This window comes from Acinetobacter sp. FY683, from assembly GCF_059515885.1.
Window position 1 is genome coordinate 56,750 of the sequence record NZ_JCAKNA010000013.1, and the last position, 19,404, is coordinate 76,153.

Here is a 19,404-nt window from a genome sequence, read left to right on the forward strand (position 1 = left end):
GTAATTCAAATTTTATAAATTCTCTAAAATGTATCATAATGTCTTAATATTTATATGGCTTTAAAATAAAAAGTTAATCTTTCTTCACAGTTTCTCTGCATTTTTTCAGTAGAGTAATCTAATAGTTAAAATAATATTAAGAGGGTTAAACATGAAAAAGATTTTGTCGATACTCGCAATTTCTTTCAGTGCTTTGATGGCAAGCAGTATCACAACTGCTGCACCTCATCATGATGATGAACGTGGTTTTGACAAACCGCGTAATGAACAAGGTAGATATAAACGCGAGTTCCGTGCAGAAGATAATGATCAATGGGTTGAAAAACGTCGTGTACGTGAAGAAAGAGGCGTTCAACGTTTACAGCAACTAAAATGGCAAGAAGGCTATGTCATGCCTCAACATTATCGTGGAAACAGTTATAAGGTAGATTTTAAAGACACCAACCTGCCTAAACCTTCACGTAATGAACAATGGTATAAAATTAATAATAGCTATATCTTAGTCAATACCGACAGTAATACGATTACACGTATAGCAGATTAATGCTGAACGTTTAAAAGAGCCCAATATTTGTTTGGGCTTTTTTATATCTATTATTTTATCAATTCTTAATTTCTTCATTTATTTCACAATTCCGCTATATATCTCTCATTATTTATCGTTAGTTTTCCACTAATTTAAAGCTATAGGAAAAACACTCCAATATATTTAATGGTGAAACTAATGAATAAAGTCTTAACAACAATCGCCCTCTCATTAAGCGCACTTATGGCAACTTCTGCGATGGCGGCACCACAACAAGATTCTCGTTTCAATCATCAATCACCTGCATCTGCACACTGGAATTCAAATGACAAACATTCAAGTAACCAATATTCAAATTATGGTAATCGATATAATTCACATAAAGTAAATCCAAAACGAGATTTGCGTGTTGGGCAATCTCTGCCACATCAATATGATTCTTCACGCTACAAAGTAGATTATCGTGATGTTAAACATCTAAAGAAACCTAAGCGTAATGAAGCTTGGTATAAAGTGCGTGGTGATTATGTGCTAGTAGATACCAAGAAAAATACGATACTAAGAATTGCTTAAAATTTAGTTGCATAAAAAGTTTGCTGAAAGGCAAACTTTTTTATGAAACATTAACCCATATCGAAAGAATTCACTTAAACCCAAATATGGATTCTTTATATTTAGATCAAATCTCTATAAAAAATAAAAGATCAGATCAATACGAAAGAGATCTTAATAAAATGAGAGAGTTTAAATTACCAATAATTTTTAAAATTACATGACTGTATTTTAATTTTTATAAAAATCGCAGATACTTTAAAGATTCGAAGCAATTGAGATGGGTATGACCATAAATACATCCGACAACTCACATAGCATGACTTTACAATACGTACATTGGTTTCGACATTCTGCACCTTATATTAATGCACATCGTAATAAAACATTTGTGATTATGTTTGACGGTGAAGCAGTTCAGCATGAAAATTTTCAGCATATTATTCATGATATTGCGCTATTACACTCTCTTGGCATTCGCTTAGTACTTGTTCATGGTGCACGCCCACAAATTTCTCACAACTTAAAAATTAATAATATTGATACGCCATTTCATAACAATAAACGCATTACTACACGTGAATCTCTAAACTCAATTATGAATGCTGTTGGCTCAATTCGTTTGCAAATTGAAGCCTTACTTTCTATGGGACTTGCAAACTCACCAATGTACGGTGCTCGTATAGATGTTGTTTCAGGCAATTTTGTTACGGCTAAACCTTATGGCATTCGAGATGGTGTCGATTACCAACTTACTGGTGAAGTTCGTACTTTAGATACCTCAGCTATTCATCGTCATTTAGACAATCAAAATATTGTTGTTCTTGGCCCAACGGGTTATTCGACTACAGGTGAGGTTTTCAATTTACTTGCTGAAGAAGTAGCAACAAAAGCAGCCATTAGCTTAAAAGCAGATAAATTGATTTTCCTTGGAAAACACCACGGATTAACCAATGAACAAGGTCAATTAGTACGCGAAGTATTACCCCATCAAATTGATCAATTTATTCAACAATACCAAGAGCAAAGCCCCAATCGGGCATTACATTTAAAAGGTGCAAAACTTGCGTCTTTAAACGGTGTAAATCGTGTTCACTTGCTTTCTTATAGTTATGATGGTGCTCTTATTGAAGAGCTTTTCACACGTGATGGCTCAGGCACCATGATTACCGATGCGCATTATGAAGACGTGCGTATGGCAAATATTCAAGACGTTGGTGGACTCATTAACCTATTACGCCCTCTCGAAGAAGAAGGAATTTTAGTTTACCGTTCACGAGAGCGCTTGGAAAATGAAATTGAGCAATTTGCTGTAATTGAACGTGATGGCACTATTTTAGCTTCTGCAGCGTTGTACCCTATTCCAACGACAGACAATGAAATTAAATCTGCTGAAATTGCTTGTGTCGCTGTACATCCAAGTTATAGAAAATCAAATCGTGGTAGCCAAGTACTTCATTATTTAGAAATGAAAGCCAAATCAATGGGAATTAAACAGCTATTTATTTTAACAACTCGTACTGCACATTGGTTTTTAGAACAAGGCTTTGAAAATGCAAGTGTGGATGACTTGCCTAATGCCCGACAAGAACTTTATAACTATCAACGGAACTCAATTGTTTGTAAAAAGTCACTTTAAAAGTGGCTTTTTTATTGCACGATATATCTATATTTTTCATATCTAAATGACATAAATAGCGGACACATCTTGCTACTTAAAAAAATTTCTAATCTTCAATTTATAAAAAAATATCATAAATAACAATTTTAATAATAAATTTCATAAACTTATAACCAAAAACATGTTTTATTTTTCATTCAATATTTATTCTTACAGTGAATAAGCTTTGCTTATTTTTATTTATCTTTTTTTCTCATTAGAAATTCCTGAATTGTTATTTTTTCCGAAAAAGAAAAATGATTACTTTAGTTGCTCACTTATCGACCCAACTACTTTCTGCTCGGAGCAACCTCATTATGGGTAACCTCAACACTAAATTCTTAACGAAAAGCCTAGTGCTTTCTACTGTAGTTGCTGGTGCATTCATGATGTCTGGCTGCGCTAAGAAAGATGCAGAAACTATTACATTCAATGTGGGCTTCCAAAAATATGGCTTACTTCCCATTTTAAAAGAGCGTGGCACTTTAGAAACAGTATTAAAAGAACAAGGTGTAAACGTGAAATGGGTTGAATTCCCTGCTGGTCCACAACTTCTAGAAGGGCTTAATGTAGGTAGTGTCGCTTTTGGTGAAGTTGGCGAAGCACCTCCTATTTTTGCTCAAGCTGCAAAAACCGATTTGGTTTATATCGCAAACCAACCTGCTGTTCCAAAAGCAGAAGCTTTAATTGTTAAAAAAGATTCGGACATTAAAACCATTCAAGACATTAAAGGTAAACGTGTTGCTTTAAACAAAGGCTCTAATGTTCATTATTTACTTTTAAAACTTCTTGAAGCGAACAACCTTAAGTTTAGCGATATTGAAGTCGTGTACTTACCACCTGCCGATGCACGAGCTGCATTTGAACGTGGTGCCGTAGATGCATGGGTCATTTGGGATCCATTCCTATCAGCAGCAGAACATCAGTTAAATGCTCGTACCATTGTAAATGGTGAAAATCTTGTCAATAACTATCAGTTCTATTTGGCTGATCGTAAATTTGCTGAAAGCCACCCTCAAGTGATTAAAGCTGTTGTAAATGAACTCAACCTAACAACGCAATGGGTTTCAACACATCAAGATGAAGCAGTAAAACTTCTTGAAGCACAAACAGGTCTTGGTGCTGATGTACTTAAAACATCAATTTCTCGCCTAGGTGACAAAATTACTGAAGTCACACCAGCCGTTATTGCAGAACAACAGAAAGTTGCAGATGCCTTTTACCAAGAAAAACTTATTCCAAATAAACTCAATATTCAAGCTGCCATTTTAAGTAGCTCAAAATAAAAAGGAAAACCCAATGGGACTATTTAAATCTTTCGGCTTAATTGGTATTACTGCAATTAGCGTAGGGTTAACAGCTTGCCAAAAACCTGAATCTAATACAGCAAGTAACAATACAAATCATGCAGATACTAAAGTTAAAACCATAACATTAGGTTTCCAAAAATCTGCCACAACGTTTTTAGTTGCTCGCCAACAAAAAATTTTAGAGCAAGAATTTCCACAAACAAAAATTGAATGGAAAGATTTTCCAGCAGGCCCACAACTTTTAGAAGCATTATCTGTTGGCGCTGTAGATCTTGGTGTTGTTGGTAATACACCTCCAATTTTTGCTCAAGCCGCAGGTAAAGAATTAACTTATGTTGGCTATGAGGTTCAACCTACTGTCAATCAAGCCATTCTTATTCATAAGAATAGCGAAATTAAAAATATCCAAGATTTAAAAGGCAAACGTATTGCGCTACAAAAAGGCTCAAATATGCATGAATTTCTTGCCAATGTTTTAAATAAAGCAGGCTTGAAATGGAGTGATATTCAACCGATTTGGTTACCACCTGCTGATGCCGGCGCCGCTTTTGATAAAAATTCAGTAGATGCATGGGCAATTTGGGAACCAAACTTAACCACTGCAATTGAAACAACCCAAGCCAAAGTGCTTATCGATGGTCAGGTTTTTCCTAAAACTTATTTGTATTACATCGCAAATCCAACATTTGCAAAGTCGCATCCAGCTGCTGTTGAAAAAATAATTAAAAGCTTAAATCAAGCAGATGAATGGATTATTAGAAATCCTGAAGACGCTTTAAAAATCTATGTCACAAGTACAGGCCTAGATGAAAAAATTGCTCAAATTGTTTTAAACAAACGTTTAAAACCATCTTTAGTTCATCCAATGAATAACGAGGTGATTAAATCTCAGCAAAAAATTGCAGATCTGTTTTATGCAGAGAAACTTATTCCCAAAAAATTCAATATTCAAGATGCCGTTTTGAATAGCAATTCTAATTAGTAATTTTATATATTAAGCAAGGAAATTTGACATGAAAATCTTTTGGTTCATTCCTACACATGGTGATAGTCGTTATTTAGGTACTAGCAAAGGTGCACGTCAAGTTGACCATGCTTATATGAAACAAATTGCTGTAGCAGTCGATAACTTAGGTTATGAAGGTGTACTTATTCCTACGGGTCGCTCATGTGAAGACCCTTGGATTACAGCAGCAAGCTTAATTGATGCAACTAAAAATCTTAAATTCTTAGTTGCGTTACGCCCAGGCGTAACCACTCCTGCACTTGCAGCACGTATGGCATCTACATTTGATCGTTTATCTAACGGACGCGTTTTGCTAAACCTTGTAACAGGTGGCGATGAGCAAGAACTAAAAGGTGATGGCTTATACGAAGACCATTCAACACGCTATAAAACAGCAGCAGAATATACAAAAATTTGGCGTGAAATTCTAACTCGCTCGCATACAGGTGAGTCTTTCACATTCCACGGCGAACGCTTAAGTGTAGATGATGCGAAACTTCTTTATCCACCTGTTCAAGAACCACATCCTCCACTTTGGTTTGGTGGCTCTTCTGAAGATGCAATCGAACTTGCAGCCGATCAAGTCGATACTTACTTAACTTGGGGTGAACCACCAGCAGCAGTAAAAGAAAAAATTGCTGTTGTAAAAGCTAAGGCTCAAGCAAAAGGTCGTGAACTTAATTATGGTATCCGTTTGCATGTCATTGTTCGTGAAACCAATGAACAAGCTTGGGCTGCTGCGGAAGAGCTTATTCAATATGTAGATGATGCAACTATTGCAGCTGCACAAGCAAAATTTAAAACGATGGATTCTGTAGGTCAACGTCGTATGGCTGAACTTCACAATGGTGACCGTACAAAATTAGAAGTTTCACCAAACCTATGGGCAGGCGTTGGACTTGTTCGTGGTGGTGCAGGAACAGCCCTTGTAGGTGACCCTGAAACTGTTGCAGCACGCATTCAAGAATATGCAGACCTAGGTATTGATACGTTTATTTTTTCGGGCTATCCACACTTAGAAGAGTCAATTCGTTTTGCGGAGCTTGTATTCCCATTACTTCCTTTAGAAACACGCAAAAAACTTGCTCAACCAAATCTTACAGGTCCATTTGGTGAAATTGTAGCAAATAACTACGTCGCAGATGACGCAAAAAAAGAAGCTAAAATTCAGGAGCCTGCTTAATGTCTACAAAACTTTCTGTGGATACCATAATTGAAAAAAAGGTTTCACGTGGAACACTATTTGGGCAACGCTTGTTACCTTGGTTGTTCCCAATTGTACTTATTCTTATTTGGCAAATAGCATCCCGCACAGGTCTTTTAGAAAGTCGAATTCTTCCTGCACCAACAGCAGTAGCTTCCGCTTTTTGGAATCTACTTATTAGCGGTGAACTCATTGAGCATGTAAAAGTCAGTGCAGGTCGTGCTGTATTAGGTTTACTTATTGGTGGTGGATTAGGTTTGTTACTGGGGCTATTAAACGGCTCATCAAAAATGGCTTCTACGCTACTCGATACAACGCTACAAATGATTCGAAATATTCCTGCATTAGCTTTAATTCCTTTGGTCATTCTATGGTTTGGTATCGATGAATCTGCAAAATTATTTCTAGTTGCTGTAGGCGTATTCTTCCCTATTTACATCAATACTTACCATGGTATTCGTTCGGTTGATCCTCAACTTATTGAAATGGGCAAAAGCTACGGACTAACACGTTGGCAGTTGTATAAAGAAATTATTTTGCCAGGGGCTATGCCTTCAATTTTAGTTGGCCTACGGTTTTCTCTAGGTCTTGTATGGGTGCTTCTAATTGTTGCCGAAACTATTTCAGCGCAATCAGGTATTGGTTATATGACCATGAACGCCCGTGAATTTTTACAAACAGATATCGTACTTGTAGGGATTTTACTCTATGCCCTACTTGGAAAATTTGCAGATGTACTTGCAGTGACTTTAGAAAAGTATTTACTCCGTTGGCACTCAGGTTATCAAAAATAATAAGGAGAATAAGATGACTGATTTAAGTATAGGTCTACAGATTAGTAATGTAGAAACACAAACATCTTCACCAGACATTAACCCCAATGCGGTATTGGGTGCTGAAATTTTAATTGAACAATTACATAAATTTTATGGTTCTGTTCAAGTATTAAAAGATTTAGATTTGCATATTAAACCTGGTGAGTTTCTTGCCATTGTTGGTCGAAGCGGTTGTGGTAAAAGTACCTTGCTACGTCTCATTGCAGATCTTGAACAACCAAGCTATGGCGAAATTAAGTTTAAATCTGCACGCCATATTCGTGAAGGTATTACCAGTGACGATATTCGTGTCATGTTTCAAGACCCTCGCCTTTTACCTTGGCGTACTATCGAACAAAATGTGCAATTAGGCTTAGCTAAAGAACAGCAAAACAATGCCTCTCAACTTCTACAAAAAGTAGGCTTAGAAGAAAAAGCGGGATTATGGCCATCTCAACTTTCGGGTGGTCAGCGTCAACGTACAGCATTAGCACGTGCTCTTTCTCACAAACCACGCATTTTGTTATTAGATGAACCTTTAGGTGCTCTTGATGCACTCACACGTTTAGATATGCAGAACTTAATTGAAAAATTATGGACTGAACAAGGTTTCACAGCCATTTTGGTTACACATGATGTAAGTGAAGCCGTACAACTAGCAGATCGTATTATCTTGCTCGATAAAGGGCTCATTGCTAAAGAGTTTAAAGTAGATTTACCACGACCTCGTCAGAAAGGAATCGACTTTTCACACTTAGAACAACAGGTTCTAAATGCTGTTTTAGCAACATAAATATAGCGTCTTCTATGTTCTACTTTGAATTTAGAAGACTTTTTTGTTAGCAACATGTAATTTTACTATTTAATAAATATTTAAAATAAAAATGAGGTTTATTCTGAGTAAAAACCATTAAAAATCACTAAGCTCGTTGAAACGTATGTATAAAACTAAATTTTACCCATTACCTATCATGCCCCAAGTACAATAAAAATATGTCGACTTCATCTCAATTTAATAGCATATCTTCAAAATTAATTTGTTTTTATACTCAAAATACAAATTTAGATTATCCACAAATCTGATGATTTGCCGTACAATTAACGATTCCCCTTTTTCATTGTTTTAAGTTTGCTAATGGAACAAAAAAAGAGTACCCAAAAACGTCAACAGCTACTAAGTGCAGCGTTGGACGTATTCTCAGTCTACGGCTTTAGCGGCGCTAGTCTAGATGAGATTGCTCAAATTGCAGAAATGCACAAGTCGAATATTTTCTACTATTACGAAAATAAAGAAGCTTTGTATGTAGAGGTATTAACTACCGTTCTACAAAAATGGCTTGCGCCTTTACAAACACTTGAGTCTGAACTTGAGCCTGATGAAGCGATTACCAATTATCTCATGCAGAAAATTGAAGTATCTCGTACACAGCCTAAGGCATCTCGTTTATTTGCCCTCGAAATTATTCAAGGTGCACCACATATTCTTGAGATTTTAAAAGGTCCATTGAAAAAGCTTGTTAAGCGTAAAGCTAAAGTGATTACGATGTGGCAAGAACAAGGTAAAATTTCGAAAGATATTGATCCTGAACTTCTGATCTTGAATATCTGGTCTGTAACTCAGAACTACGCAGATTTTTCTACACAAATGGAAATGGTAACGGGTAAAACCTTACGTAATAGAAGTATGCAACAACGTATTATTCAACATACAGTGCACATGTTCTTATACGGTATTCTTCCGCGTTCTGAAAAATAAAAGCATCACATCTTTATTGATGATTGGCACACGACCATAGTTCTCCCTATGGTCGCCAACCTTTTCTTTTTCATTCAATCATTTTATAAAGTTCTAATAATTTTTTTGCACCTAATAATAAATTTTCTTCCCAATCTAAATGCGCTGTATCGTTTGCACCATCGGTAATATATTTTACTGAGATCAAACGTACCCCTAGTTTTTTACACACTTTTGCTAAAGCATAGCCTTCCATATCGACCAAATTACATGGAACTTTAGGCTCGCCTGTTTCAAAATTATCACCCGTTCCACAAGTTCCTTTCGGCAAATGAGCAAAGAATGGTTCTAAATTAATTTCGGCAGGATAATCTGTATCTACTGGCGTTACACCTACGGGAAAGCCTAAAGGAGAAACATCCATATCACGTTGTACAAATTGAGTAACTTCTACCAATGCATGTGCATCAAAATATGAGCTGCCCGCTGTACCTAAATTTAGAATTGTTGTGCAGCCTGTCTTCTGTATCACTTCAAATGCTTTAAATGCCGCATTTACTTTACCAATACCACTATAGTGAACTTCAATTCCTGCTTGTTCAAAAAGCCCTTTCGACTCATTTGGCAATGCCATAATTAATGCTAAATCTGTAGTCATTTAAATGCTCTATGTCAAAGTTCAAATTTTTGCTCATTTAAAATGAAAATTCCGACTAAGGCAAATTCACCATTATTCAGCCATAAAAAATCCCAACCTTTAAAAATTGGGACTCTCATTACTTATGCTTTTTCACGTTCTAAATAACTTTTTAAACACGGTGAAAATATTAAATGACCTTCATAGAAACCTTTAAAGGTTCGAATTGCCACAATACTCCACAATAAAATCAGTACAGTGGCAAAACTAAAGGCAATGACATAAATAAAATGCAATTGAGTTTGATGTGCCAAATTTAGAATGGCTAAACTAAATACGCCTAAAGGAAATGTTAACCCCCACCACCCGAGGTTAAATGGTAAATCCTTTTGTGCATGTTTAAGTGTCGTTAATATAGCAATACCCAACCACCACACACCAAAGCCAATTAAAATTAAACTGGCAAATAAACCTGCTTGATGAGCAAACTCACCCAAATTCTGCATATCAATAACATTAAGAATACGTGGTGCTTGCTCCCCTAAAACCAATAATGCCAATGCACCTGTTCCAATTGGTCCTAACGCTAACCAACTACTAATTGCTAGCTCTTTACTTGGTAATTGATGCACAGCAAGTCGTAACATCAACACCGTTAAAATTCCAAAGGCTGGTAATACTGAAATCCCCCACAAAGCATAACTACCCAATAAAATGGCAACTGCATGTTGTGTTGCATCCAAATGAGCAAGTAAAAGACCACCTGAACTCGCACTCACCTCACAAGCCACAATAGGTAATAACCACACAGCAGTCATTGTTTTTAGTTCATGTTGCTGTTGGCTATACATTGCAAAGGGCACAATCCATGCAATCAACATCGCCAAAACGACATCTATATACCAAAGTTGTTCTGCTATATGTATTGAAATATCACCATAAAGAGGAATTCCAAACTTTAAAAAGCCATTTAAAATGGTCGCTAACCCCATTGGTATTGCACCTAAAAATAAGCACATAACAGGATGCTTAAAAATCTGTTTTGCTTCATTGGTATAAAATACCCAACGAAGTAAATACAAAGCACTAAACACAATAAATAAAAAAATATTAAAATGCCAAAGGGCTTCACCTACGTTCCACATCAATGTATGAGCAAATGGCATTTCAGCAATAATAAGTGCAACAACACCCGTTCCCATGACTGCTGTAAACCAATTTGGTGTAAAATGGCGAATCACATCTTTTAGTTGTTGAAGTTGATAAAATGGCTTTTGCATCACAGCATCCTCGTGAGTGGTGATAAAATCATTTTAAGACAACCCACAAATAAGAAAAATTGATTTATTTTTATTTAATGAATAAGTAAAATTGATATACAAGCAATTATTTGTCGTTATTTTTTTGGGTAAAAACAGAACAACAAGACGAAATCATAAGAATATGGCAATATATAGCCCTCATATATTTTCGCCTTTTAATTTAGACATGAAGCTACTGCGCCTGAATGCTTTAACATCGAATACTCAATTGCCAAAAACTGCGGTAACAATTGGCAATTTTGATGGTGTGCATCTTGGTCACCAAGCCATGATTACTCAATTAAAACAATTAGCAAAACAGCAAAACTTAAAAACTCTTGTCATGATCTTTGAGCCTCAGCCTTTAGAGTTTTTTAAAGCGTATGATGCTCCCCCACGTATTAGCTCATTGCGTGAAAAAGTAGAATATTTAACAGAGCTTGGTGTCGACTACATTGCAATTGCAAAGTTTGACAATAATTTCCGTAGTTTGAGCGCTGAAGAATTTGCGTGTGTATTAAAAGAAAAACTCAATGCACAAAGCCTTGTTTTAGGGGATGACTTTCACTTTGGCAAAAACCGCCAAGGAAATAGTGAATTCTTAAAAAACTATGGCTTTCAAGTCACTAACTTAAATACCATAGAACTAAATGGTGAGCGTGTTAGCTCAACCCGTATTCGTCAAACACTACAAGCAGGTGATTTAGCACTTGCTGCAAAATTATTAGGTCGTCCATATAGCATTACAGGTCGTGTGCAATATGGAGATCAAATTGGGCGAACCATTAATTTCCCAACAATTAATGTTCGACTAAACCGTCATAAACCATGTTTACATGGCATTTATGGTGTAGATGTAATATGCGAAAATACATCTTTGAAAGATAAAGTGAAAAGTGAAAATCCTGAAAAAATAGGGATTGCAGGCTACACCCCAACATCATTATTTGGTGCAGGTCATGTCGGCACTCGTCCTGCCATTCAACAAGAACATCCTGAATGGCGATTAGAAGTACATTTTCCCAATGTTTCTGCTAATCTGTATGGCCTATTAATGCGGGTGACATTCTTGAACTATTTACATGGCGAAAAGAATTATCCTTCGCTTGAAGCACTCAAAGCAGGAATTGATGATGATACAGAGAAGCTCCTTGAGTTTCGAAGTAATCACCCCCATTTCCCGTTTTAAACTCCCTATTATTCTATTGTAAAACGCGTCAGTCTAAGGCTGATAAATTTGGAAGAAATCTTGCATGAGCGATAAGCAAACTCCTGAAAATGCAGTGGATTACAAAGCCACGCTAAACCTCCCAGGTACTGAATTTGCAATGAAAGCAAATCTAGCAGTACGTGAAGCTAAATGGTTAGAAGAGTGGTATGCCGACAACATTTATCAGCAGATTCGTGAGTCGCGTATTGGCAAGAAAAAATATGTGCTTCATGACGGCCCTCCGTATGCAAATGGTCAAATCCATTTAGGTCATGCCGTTAACAAAGTACTTAAAGATATTATTATTAAAAGCCGTGTATTAGATGGCTTCGATGCACCATACGTGCCGGGTTGGGACTGTCATGGTCTTCCAATTGAACTTAAAGTTGAAGAAAAAGTAGGTAAAGTTGGCGTGAAGGTAGATGCTTCTACATTCCGTAAAGCTTGCCGTGAATATGCTTACACACAAGTTGAACTTCAAAAGAAAGACTTCGTACGTATGGGCGTATTTGGTGATTGGGATAACCCTTACTTAACAATGAACTTCAAACAAGAAGCTGACATTGTTCGTTCATTAGGTGCAATTGCAAAAGCGGGTCATATCGAGCCGGGTCTTAAACCTGTAAACTGGTGTTTAGACTGCGGTTCATCTTTAGCTGAAGCAGAAGTTGAATATGAAGATAAAAAATCTGACGCAATTGATGTTGGCTTTACCGTTGTAGACCTTGCAGATTTATCTGCACGTTTAGGTGTAGACGTTGCCGACCGTACCGACATTGTCATTTGGACAACTACACCTTGGACAATGCCTGCTAACCAAGCAGTTGCACTACATGCAGATATTGAATATCAACTTGTTAAAGCAACAGGCGAAGAAAAAGCTGCGCAAAACTTCATTCTTGCAAAAGATTTAGTTGAATCTGCAACTGAGCGTTATGGCTTCACTGAAGTAGAAGTACTTACAGACTTTACAGGTTCAAAACTTGAAAACTTATTGCTTCAACATCCTTTAATTACTGAGCGCCAAGTGCCTGTAATTTTAGGTGAACACGTTATTGCAACAAGTGGTACAGGTGCTGTACATACTGCACCTGGTCATGGTGTAGACGATTATAAAGTTGGCTTACAGTACAACTTAAAAGTAGAAAACCCAGTGGGTGGTAACGGTGTTTACTTACCAACTTCTGCACTATTTGCAGGCGAGCACATCTACAAAGCAAATCCAAAAATTATTGCTGCATTAGCTGAAGCAAACAAACTTTGGGCACATGTAGTCATCAAGCATAGCTATCCACATTGCTGGCGTCATAAAACACCTATCGTTTTCCGTGCAACACCGCAATGGTTCATTAGCATGGATGAAAAAGGTTTACGCCAAGGTGCGTTAAATGCAATTGAGAACGACATTAGCTTCGTTCCTGATTGGGGTAAAAACCGTATCGAATCAATGATCGAAGGCCGCCCTGATTGGTGTATCTCACGTCAACGTACTTGGGGTGTGCCAATCCCATTCTTCGTTCATAAAGATACCAATGAACTTCATCCACGTACGCCTGAATTAATTGAAGAAGTTGCAAAACTGATCGAAGAAGAAGGTATTGATGGTTGGTATAACCGTGATGCTGCTGAGTTCATTGGTGCAGATGCTGAACAATACAATGCTGTACGCGATACGCTAGACGTATGGTTCGACTCTGGTACAACTCACTATGCAGTTCTTCGTGAACGTGAAGAATTAACTGATCCTGCTGATTTATATCTAGAAGGTTCAGATCAACACCGTGGTTGGTTCCAATCTTCATTGTTAACATCAATTGCAATTAATGGACGTGCACCGTATAAAGGCTTGCTCACCCATGGTTTCGTGGTAGATGAAAAAGGCCGTAAGATGTCGAAATCTATCGGTAACGTAATCACACCTCAAGACATCATTAAAGATATGGGTGCGGATGGCTTACGTTTCTGGATTGCATCTGCCGATTACCGTTATGAAATGACAGCAGGTAAAGAAATCTTTAGCCGTGCTTCTGATGGTTACCGTCGTATTCGTAACACGTTGCGTTTCTTATTGGCTAACTTGAATGGTTTCAAACCATCGACTGATGCACTTCCTGTAGATCAATTAATCGCACTTGATCAATACATCTTGCAACGTGCAAACGATGTTCAAGAAACAATTAAAAAAGCATATGAAGATATGAACTTCCATATCGTAGCCAATGCGTTAACAAACTTCTGTATTAATGATCTTGGTGGCTTCTACTTAGACATCATCAAAGACCGTCAATACACCACAAAAGCGGACTCACAAGCACGTCATTCTGCACAAACTGCGTTATATCATTTAGTTCAAGCATTTGTTCGTTGGATGTCACCTATCTTGAGTTTTACAGCACAAGAAGCTTGGCCACTTATTCCTGAACAATCAGAAAAATATGTGTTCACAGCAGAATGGTATGACATTCCTGTAGCGTCAACAACAAACGTAGTATCAGAAGAACAATGGCAAACTCTGATTTCTGTAAAATCTGCAGTAAACAAACACATTGAAGCAGCTCGTACAGCTAAAACAGTAGGTTCTAACCTATCTGCTAAAGTTGAACTTTGGGCAAATGCAGAACTTAAATCAGTTCTCGATAAACTTGGTGATGAACTTCGTTTCGTATTAATTACATCCCAAGTTATCGTAAATGACTTTGATGCCACTCAAGGTGAAACTTCTGATTTAGAAGGTTTACGTGTAAAAGTATCTGCTGCAGATGGCGAAAAATGTGCACGTTGCTGGCATGTTCTTCCTGATGTAAATACACATCATGAACATCCAGGTTTATGTTCTCGTTGTATTATCAACCTTCCAACAGGTCAAGGCGAAGAGAGAAAGTATGCCTAATCCACAAAATAAAAAGGGCTTATTCCAATTCTACCCGCACAATTTAGTGTGGGTGGGCTTATCTATTGTTTCTATTATTTTAGACCAGTGGACAAAATGGATTGCCAGTACACATTTGAATTATGCAGATCCTGTTCCGGTACTACCCTTTTTAAATTGGACATTACTACATAACTATGGCGCAGCTTTTAGTTTCTTGTCCGATGCTGGTGGATGGCAACGTTATTTCTTTACCTCACTAGCAGGCTTAGTGTCTGTTATATTTGTATTTTGGCTCATGCGAATGCCAAAAACTGTAAAAGTATTACCTATTGCTGTTGCCCTTATTTTAGGCGGTGCAATTGGTAACTTAATTGATCGTGTAAGCCTTGGCTATGTGGTCGATTTCATTCACGTTTACTACAACAACAGCCACTTCCCTGCTTTCAATATTGCAGACAGTTCCATCACTCTTGGTACTATTTTATTATTAGTAGATACATTCTTCTTAGAGAAGAAACGTATCCAACGTGCAGAAGTGCAAAAAAATGACTGATTTTATTAACCCGAATGAAGATACACGTATTGAAGATGGCGCTAAAGTCGCACTTCACTTTTCTGTAGCCATCGAAAATGGTGTAGAAATTGATAATACACGTACACGCGAAGAGCCTGTCACTTTAGTAATGGGTGATGGCAGCTTATTACCAGGTTTTGAAAAAGCATTATTTGGTTTACGTGCAGGTGATCGTCGTACCGTTAGTCTTTTACCAGAAGATGCTTTTGGTCCATGGAATCCTGAAAACGTACAAAAATTTGATACTGTCAAATTCGAGCAACGCCCAGTTGAAGGTCACATGATTGAATTTGAAGACAAAGCAAAGCAAAGCCTATATGGCGTGGTTAAAACCGTTGGTGATGATATTACCGAAGTAGACTTTAATCATCCTCTCGCAGGCAAAAACATTACTTTTGAAGTCGAAATTTTCAAAGTAACACCTGCGGGTCAACAAGGTGTAAAACTCATTTAATTTATAAATGAAAAAAAAGCTTCTTCGGAAGCTTTTTTTATTTTACTTTAAGATACAAAAAGTCCATACACATGAAACTATTATTATAATAATTTCATAAATATCCATTAAAAAACCAAGGCTTATATATGAATATTCAAATTATTGTGGGAAGTGTTCGTGAAGGACGTACTGCTATTAAAATTGCATCATGGATTCAAAAAAGCATTCAATCTTATGATTTCGCAACAGTAACAACAGAAATTGTAGACTTAAAAGAATGGAATTTACCAATTTTTGCAGGTGCAAATTTACCTATTATGGGCATCTATGATCAACCGAAACAACAAGAATGGGCAGATAAAATTTCTCAAGGAGATGCTTTCATTTTTATTAGCCCTGAATATAACCATGGCTATAGTCCTGCACTGAAAAATGCTCTCGATTACCTAGGAAAAGAATGGGCCGGCAAGCCTGCTGCATACGTAAGTTATGGTGGTTCAAACGGTTCTCGTTCTATCGATCAAATTCGTCAAGTGGCAACTCAACTCGGTTTAATCGACAGCAATGCTGTTGTAGAAATCCGCGATATCTTTAGCAGAAATAAAACTGAAGTTTTTGAATCTAATCCATTTGATAAAAAGGCATTAAAATTAGCATTTGATAAAATTATTCAATATGTTAGTGCTTAAACAGTATTCTTTTTAATCACTCTTGTGCGAATAAGAGTACATTGAATGATGACATTTGAAGCTATTCAATACGGTATTTTCAATCTATATTAAAAGCATAAGGAAACAGGATGTTTCCCAAACAAAAAACAATAATAATTCGTTTGAGCATCAGGATGTGAGGTACGACAGGAGTTATACCTAGAGCATGAAATACAAAGAAAACCCCGACTGGATGTTGGGGTTTTCTTTTTTAATAATTCTATCTTTTTATTTAAATACTTAGATGCTTGTTAAATATGTAACAACATCATTATTCCCTGCCATTTTCGCAAGTTCTAATGCTGTATATTGCGTTTTATGCTGCACATCAGCACCCTTTTCCACAAGAAACTTTACAACATCTAAATAGCCATTTTCAGCTGCCGCATGCAGTGCACTATAGCCTTCGTCATCTGCAATATTTACATCTGTACCATTTTCTAATGATTTTTTAACTTCAGCTAATTCACCTAAAGATGCCCAATACACCAATTCAGGCAAATGAAGTTCTTCATCATTTTCAGGAATAGTAGAAAAAGAGGTTATTTTCATTGTCATCTCAGTATCATTAAATTTATACAGTATACGCTAAACTACGATCGCACTGTCACGCAGCTGCTTCGCTTGATATAAACGCAAATCGGCACAACGAACAAGTGAATCTGCATCATTAAAATGATTCCAACTATTCATTAATGCTCCACCAATACTAATGGTCAAAATTTTCTTCCCATCATCTCTATCCAAATGCTCAAGCTCTAACTCTCGAACAGTGTTTAAACATTTTTGTGCAAATTTTTCTATTTCCGCCAAACGCATATTTGGAATAATAATGGCAAATTCTTCTCCACCATAACGTGCTAAGAAACCATCTTGGGGCAAAATTTGACGTAGAACATCTACTATTTTTTTTAAAACCTCATCACCCTTCAAATGCCCATAATAATCATTATATTTTTTGAAAAAATCGACATCAATCATAAAAAAGCTTAATGCACTTTGATCTTTTTTACTTGCTTCAAAATGGCTATGTAATGTTTCATTTAATGCAAAACGATTATATGCACCCGTTAAACTATCAAACTTCAGTTGATGTTTTAATAGTTCATTTAACTGAATAACAGTATAAGTTCTTTCTTCGACTTCTTTATCCAAGCTTGCATTTAATCTGAGTAACTCATGGTTATAAGCAATCGCTTGCTGACTCTGCAAAGCATAATCACGGCTTAAACTCAGCAATACAACCATAAAATAAATACATGAGGTATAAAAAGCTATTTCAACAGAATCAATAACTTTTAGCCCAAGTAAATAATCATGAATAAATGTAAGACAAACGATAGAAATTGCAAAAGCATTAATTTTTGAAATTTTTACTTTTTCTTTAAGTAGGATGGTTACCCCATAAATCATATTCAAAAAGAAAAATATCGAAAAAAGAAATGATTTAAAAAAGAAATTTTGAAATATCAAAGGATCTTGACTGAGAATAACACTAAAATTTAATAGAATTATAAATACCGAACCATAATAAATATATTTATGAACCAAAATTGGTAATGCTAAACGAATATAAGTCAGAAAAAATAAACAAATCAAACACGTTAAAATATATTCAATACGTGTTCCCCACAACCAATTAATAGATGTAAACAAGGTATAACTAAATGGAACAGCAAAAAAACTACGTAAACTAAAGCTTAAAATAAATAAAGACAACACAAAGAGTGACAGTACAGATCTTTGATAGCTTAAGCGATACATCGTAAACAAAGCCATAAATACAGCAATCATGACTAACATTCCACTCACCCATGTTGCGGGAATGATTTGTTTATAAAAATACTGACGAATTGGTTCTTCATAACCGATATAAATCGAGTTCTCTAATCCACCATGAATATGTTTATAACTTGAAAACTCAAAACGTATATTAATATTATTTTCATCTACCGAAAAAATTAGCAAACGTGGAGCCATCTTCGTTTGATGCTCTAATTTATCTCCAACTACTCCGACTTTAAGCATTAAATGATCATTAATATAAAGGCGATATGCTCCATATTGATAAGGTATATACAATGCAACTGGTTTACCAACAGCCTCACTAGGTATTTTAAAGTTCTGAACAAAGCTCCCATGAAAATCATGCTCTGATACTAAATGATCAAAAGAGTTTGGTAGCTGTACATTTAAAGCTGGTGATGTATTAGAAGCAGATTCTGAAATAAACTGTTGAGGATAAAACAACCATGTGCCATCTAAATTTGTGCTCTTTTGATCTGTAAAATACAGTTCACGAGTATCAGAAAAACATACAAAACTGCAAATACTTAGAAAAATCCCAATTAGAACTCTAATAATTGATAAACACATTTAGGCTAAGTCGATAAAATAGAGTAAATATTAATTATTATAAAACAATTAGATAGAGAAAACCCCCTCAATCTATTGATTGAGGGGGTTTTGAATTAATGAGCTGGCGATGACTTACTCTCACATGGGTAACCCCACACTACCATCAGCGCTAAGAGGTTTCACTTCTGAGTTCGGGAAGGGATCAGGTGGTTCACTCTTGCTATTGTCGCCAGCACAACTGTTATGGACTTGTTCGGGTCTTATTTACATCAAATGATGTATGCCTTACTTCGTACCAAATAGAATTCATTAACAGATTATTTGAGTTAAAGTATAAGTTCTAGCGTATTCTGAATCAAGATCAGTCATTGTTGACTGTTTGGTTTTGAATCGATTTCAGCTTTATACAACAACTGTTTGGGTGTTGTATAGTCAAGCCTCACGAGCAATTAGTATTGGTCAGCTTCACATATCACTATGCTTCCACATCCAACCTAT

At 36.3% G+C, this 19,404-nt stretch carries 18 protein-coding genes and 1 rRNA gene; 14 read left to right on the forward strand and 5 right to left on the reverse strand.

The genetic code is table 11. The features are described 5' to 3' along the window. The first annotated feature begins 151 nt into the window (after positions 1–151). The 9 genes from AC5YDH_RS08840 to AC5YDH_RS08880 all read left to right on the forward strand — a co-directional run bounded on the left by AC5YDH_RS08840 (position 152) and on the right by AC5YDH_RS08880 (position 8,829). Entirely contained in the window at positions 152–544 is a 393-nt protein-coding gene (locus AC5YDH_RS08840; protein WP_496118649.1) for an RcnB family protein, read from the forward strand. Between the two features lie 180 nt (positions 545–724). Next, positions 725–1,099 (forward strand): RcnB family protein, encoded by a 375-nt coding sequence (locus AC5YDH_RS08845; RefSeq protein ID WP_496118650.1) that lies wholly within the window; start codon positions 725–727, stop codon positions 1,097–1,099. A gap of 265 nt (positions 1,100–1,364) precedes the next feature. After that, the gene (argA, locus tag AC5YDH_RS08850) at positions 1,365–2,717 is read left to right on the forward strand and encodes an amino-acid N-acetyltransferase (RefSeq protein WP_496118651.1); all 1,353 of its coding nucleotides are present in this window, start codon (positions 1,365–1,367) and stop codon (positions 2,715–2,717) included. A gap of 338 nt (positions 2,718–3,055) precedes the next feature. After that, the gene (locus AC5YDH_RS08855) at positions 3,056–4,024 is read left to right on the forward strand and encodes a sulfonate ABC transporter substrate-binding protein (protein WP_496118678.1); all 969 of its coding nucleotides are present in this window, start codon (positions 3,056–3,058) and stop codon (positions 4,022–4,024) included. Between the two features lie 13 nt (positions 4,025–4,037). Then, positions 4,038–5,030, forward strand: a complete 993-nt coding sequence (locus AC5YDH_RS08860) for an aliphatic sulfonate ABC transporter substrate-binding protein (protein ID WP_496118652.1) — start codon at positions 4,038–4,040, stop codon at positions 5,028–5,030. A 31-nt stretch (positions 5,031–5,061) separates the two neighbouring features. Beyond that, positions 5,062–6,237, forward strand: a complete 1,176-nt coding sequence (gene ssuD / locus AC5YDH_RS08865) for an FMNH2-dependent alkanesulfonate monooxygenase (protein ID WP_496118653.1) — start codon at positions 5,062–5,064, stop codon at positions 6,235–6,237. Continuing rightward, positions 6,237–7,052: an aliphatic sulfonate ABC transporter permease SsuC gene (gene ssuC / locus AC5YDH_RS08870; protein ID WP_496118655.1), complete on the forward strand. Its 816-nt coding sequence runs from the start codon at positions 6,237–6,239 to the stop codon at positions 7,050–7,052. The genes ssuD and ssuC overlap by 1 nt, the downstream gene beginning before the upstream one ends. A gap of 13 nt (positions 7,053–7,065) precedes the next feature. Next, a complete protein-coding gene (locus AC5YDH_RS08875) occupies positions 7,066–7,866 on the forward strand; it encodes an ABC transporter ATP-binding protein (RefSeq protein WP_496118656.1) in 801 nt (266 codons plus the stop codon). A 342-nt stretch (positions 7,867–8,208) separates the two neighbouring features. Beyond that, entirely contained in the window at positions 8,209–8,829 is a 621-nt protein-coding gene (locus AC5YDH_RS08880) for a TetR family transcriptional regulator C-terminal domain-containing protein (protein WP_496118658.1), read from the forward strand. A gap of 70 nt (positions 8,830–8,899) precedes the next feature. Here the strand turns inward: AC5YDH_RS08880 and AC5YDH_RS08885 are convergent, their stop codons facing one another. Then, positions 8,900–9,466, reverse strand: coding sequence for a 5'-methylthioadenosine/S-adenosylhomocysteine nucleosidase family protein (locus AC5YDH_RS08885; RefSeq protein WP_496118660.1), 567 nt, complete (start codon positions 9,464–9,466; stop codon positions 8,900–8,902). 122 nt (positions 9,467–9,588) lie between these two features. Beyond that, a complete protein-coding gene (locus AC5YDH_RS08890) occupies positions 9,589–10,725 on the reverse strand; it encodes a TDT family transporter (RefSeq protein ID WP_496118662.1) in 1,137 nt (378 codons plus the stop codon). 208 nt (positions 10,726–10,933) lie between these two features. Here AC5YDH_RS08890 and ribF point away from each other — a divergent pair, with 208 nt between their 5' ends. From ribF to AC5YDH_RS08915, 5 genes are all read left to right on the forward strand, one after another. Beyond that, positions 10,934–11,935, forward strand: a complete 1,002-nt coding sequence (gene ribF, locus AC5YDH_RS08895) for a riboflavin biosynthesis protein RibF (RefSeq protein WP_496118664.1) — start codon at positions 10,934–10,936, stop codon at positions 11,933–11,935. A gap of 64 nt (positions 11,936–11,999) precedes the next feature. Further along, complete coding sequence (gene ileS, locus AC5YDH_RS08900) at positions 12,000–14,846, forward strand: isoleucine--tRNA ligase (RefSeq protein ID WP_496118666.1); 2,847 nt, start codon at positions 12,000–12,002, stop codon at positions 14,844–14,846. Beyond that, the gene (gene lspA, locus AC5YDH_RS08905) at positions 14,839–15,381 is read left to right on the forward strand and encodes a signal peptidase II (RefSeq protein WP_496118668.1); all 543 of its coding nucleotides are present in this window, start codon (positions 14,839–14,841) and stop codon (positions 15,379–15,381) included. Before ileS ends, lspA begins: the two co-directional genes overlap by 8 nt. After that, positions 15,374–15,856: an FKBP-type peptidyl-prolyl cis-trans isomerase gene (locus tag AC5YDH_RS08910; RefSeq protein WP_496118670.1), complete on the forward strand. Its 483-nt coding sequence runs from the start codon at positions 15,374–15,376 to the stop codon at positions 15,854–15,856. Before lspA ends, AC5YDH_RS08910 begins: the two co-directional genes overlap by 8 nt. A 128-nt stretch (positions 15,857–15,984) precedes the next feature. After that, entirely contained in the window at positions 15,985–16,527 is a 543-nt protein-coding gene (locus AC5YDH_RS08915; protein ID WP_496118672.1) for an NADPH-dependent FMN reductase, read from the forward strand. 261 nt (positions 16,528–16,788) lie between these two features. Here AC5YDH_RS08915 and AC5YDH_RS08920 read toward each other — a convergent pair whose 3' ends face one another. The 3 genes from AC5YDH_RS08920 to rrf form a co-directional block, all read right to left on the reverse strand. Next, entirely contained in the window at positions 16,789–17,100 is a 312-nt protein-coding gene (locus AC5YDH_RS08920; protein ID WP_496118673.1) for an ankyrin repeat domain-containing protein, read from the reverse strand. Positions 17,101–17,136: 36 nt separating this feature from the next. Continuing rightward, on the reverse strand, positions 17,137–18,924 hold the full coding sequence (locus AC5YDH_RS08925; RefSeq protein ID WP_496118675.1) for a GGDEF domain-containing protein: 1,788 nt from the start codon (positions 18,922–18,924) through the stop codon (positions 17,137–17,139). Between the two features lie 101 nt (positions 18,925–19,025). After that, positions 19,026–19,140 (reverse strand): 5S ribosomal RNA (gene rrf / locus AC5YDH_RS08930). Between the last annotated feature and the right edge of the window lie 264 nt (positions 19,141–19,404).

Coding starts and splice junctions, on each gene's coding strand:
- AC5YDH_RS08840 (WP_496118649.1), top strand. CDS start 152: ATGAAAAAGATTTTGTCGATACTCGCAATTTCTTTCAGTGCTTTGATG.
- AC5YDH_RS08845 (WP_496118650.1), top strand. CDS start 725: ATGAATAAAGTCTTAACAACAATCGCCCTCTCATTAAGCGCACTTATG.
- argA (WP_496118651.1), top strand. CDS start 1,365: ATGACCATAAATACATCCGACAACTCACATAGCATGACTTTACAATAC.
- AC5YDH_RS08855 (WP_496118678.1), top strand. CDS start 3,056: ATGGGTAACCTCAACACTAAATTCTTAACGAAAAGCCTAGTGCTTTCT.
- AC5YDH_RS08860 (WP_496118652.1), top strand. CDS start 4,038: ATGGGACTATTTAAATCTTTCGGCTTAATTGGTATTACTGCAATTAGC.
- ssuD (WP_496118653.1), top strand. CDS start 5,062: ATGAAAATCTTTTGGTTCATTCCTACACATGGTGATAGTCGTTATTTA.
- ssuC (WP_496118655.1), top strand. CDS start 6,237: ATGTCTACAAAACTTTCTGTGGATACCATAATTGAAAAAAAGGTTTCA.
- AC5YDH_RS08875 (WP_496118656.1), top strand. CDS start 7,066: ATGACTGATTTAAGTATAGGTCTACAGATTAGTAATGTAGAAACACAA.
- AC5YDH_RS08880 (WP_496118658.1), top strand. CDS start 8,209: ATGGAACAAAAAAAGAGTACCCAAAAACGTCAACAGCTACTAAGTGCA.
- AC5YDH_RS08885 (WP_496118660.1), bottom strand. CDS start 9,466: ATGACTACAGATTTAGCATTAATTATGGCATTGCCAAATGAGTCGAAA.
- AC5YDH_RS08890 (WP_496118662.1), bottom strand. CDS start 10,725: ATGCAAAAGCCATTTTATCAACTTCAACAACTAAAAGATGTGATTCGC.
- ribF (WP_496118664.1), top strand. CDS start 10,934: ATGAAGCTACTGCGCCTGAATGCTTTAACATCGAATACTCAATTGCCA.
- ileS (WP_496118666.1), top strand. CDS start 12,000: ATGAGCGATAAGCAAACTCCTGAAAATGCAGTGGATTACAAAGCCACG.
- lspA (WP_496118668.1), top strand. CDS start 14,839: ATGCCTAATCCACAAAATAAAAAGGGCTTATTCCAATTCTACCCGCAC.
- AC5YDH_RS08910 (WP_496118670.1), top strand. CDS start 15,374: ATGACTGATTTTATTAACCCGAATGAAGATACACGTATTGAAGATGGC.
- AC5YDH_RS08915 (WP_496118672.1), top strand. CDS start 15,985: ATGAATATTCAAATTATTGTGGGAAGTGTTCGTGAAGGACGTACTGCT.
- AC5YDH_RS08920 (WP_496118673.1), bottom strand. CDS start 17,100: ATGAAAATAACCTCTTTTTCTACTATTCCTGAAAATGATGAAGAACTT.
- AC5YDH_RS08925 (WP_496118675.1), bottom strand. CDS start 18,924: ATGTGTTTATCAATTATTAGAGTTCTAATTGGGATTTTTCTAAGTATT.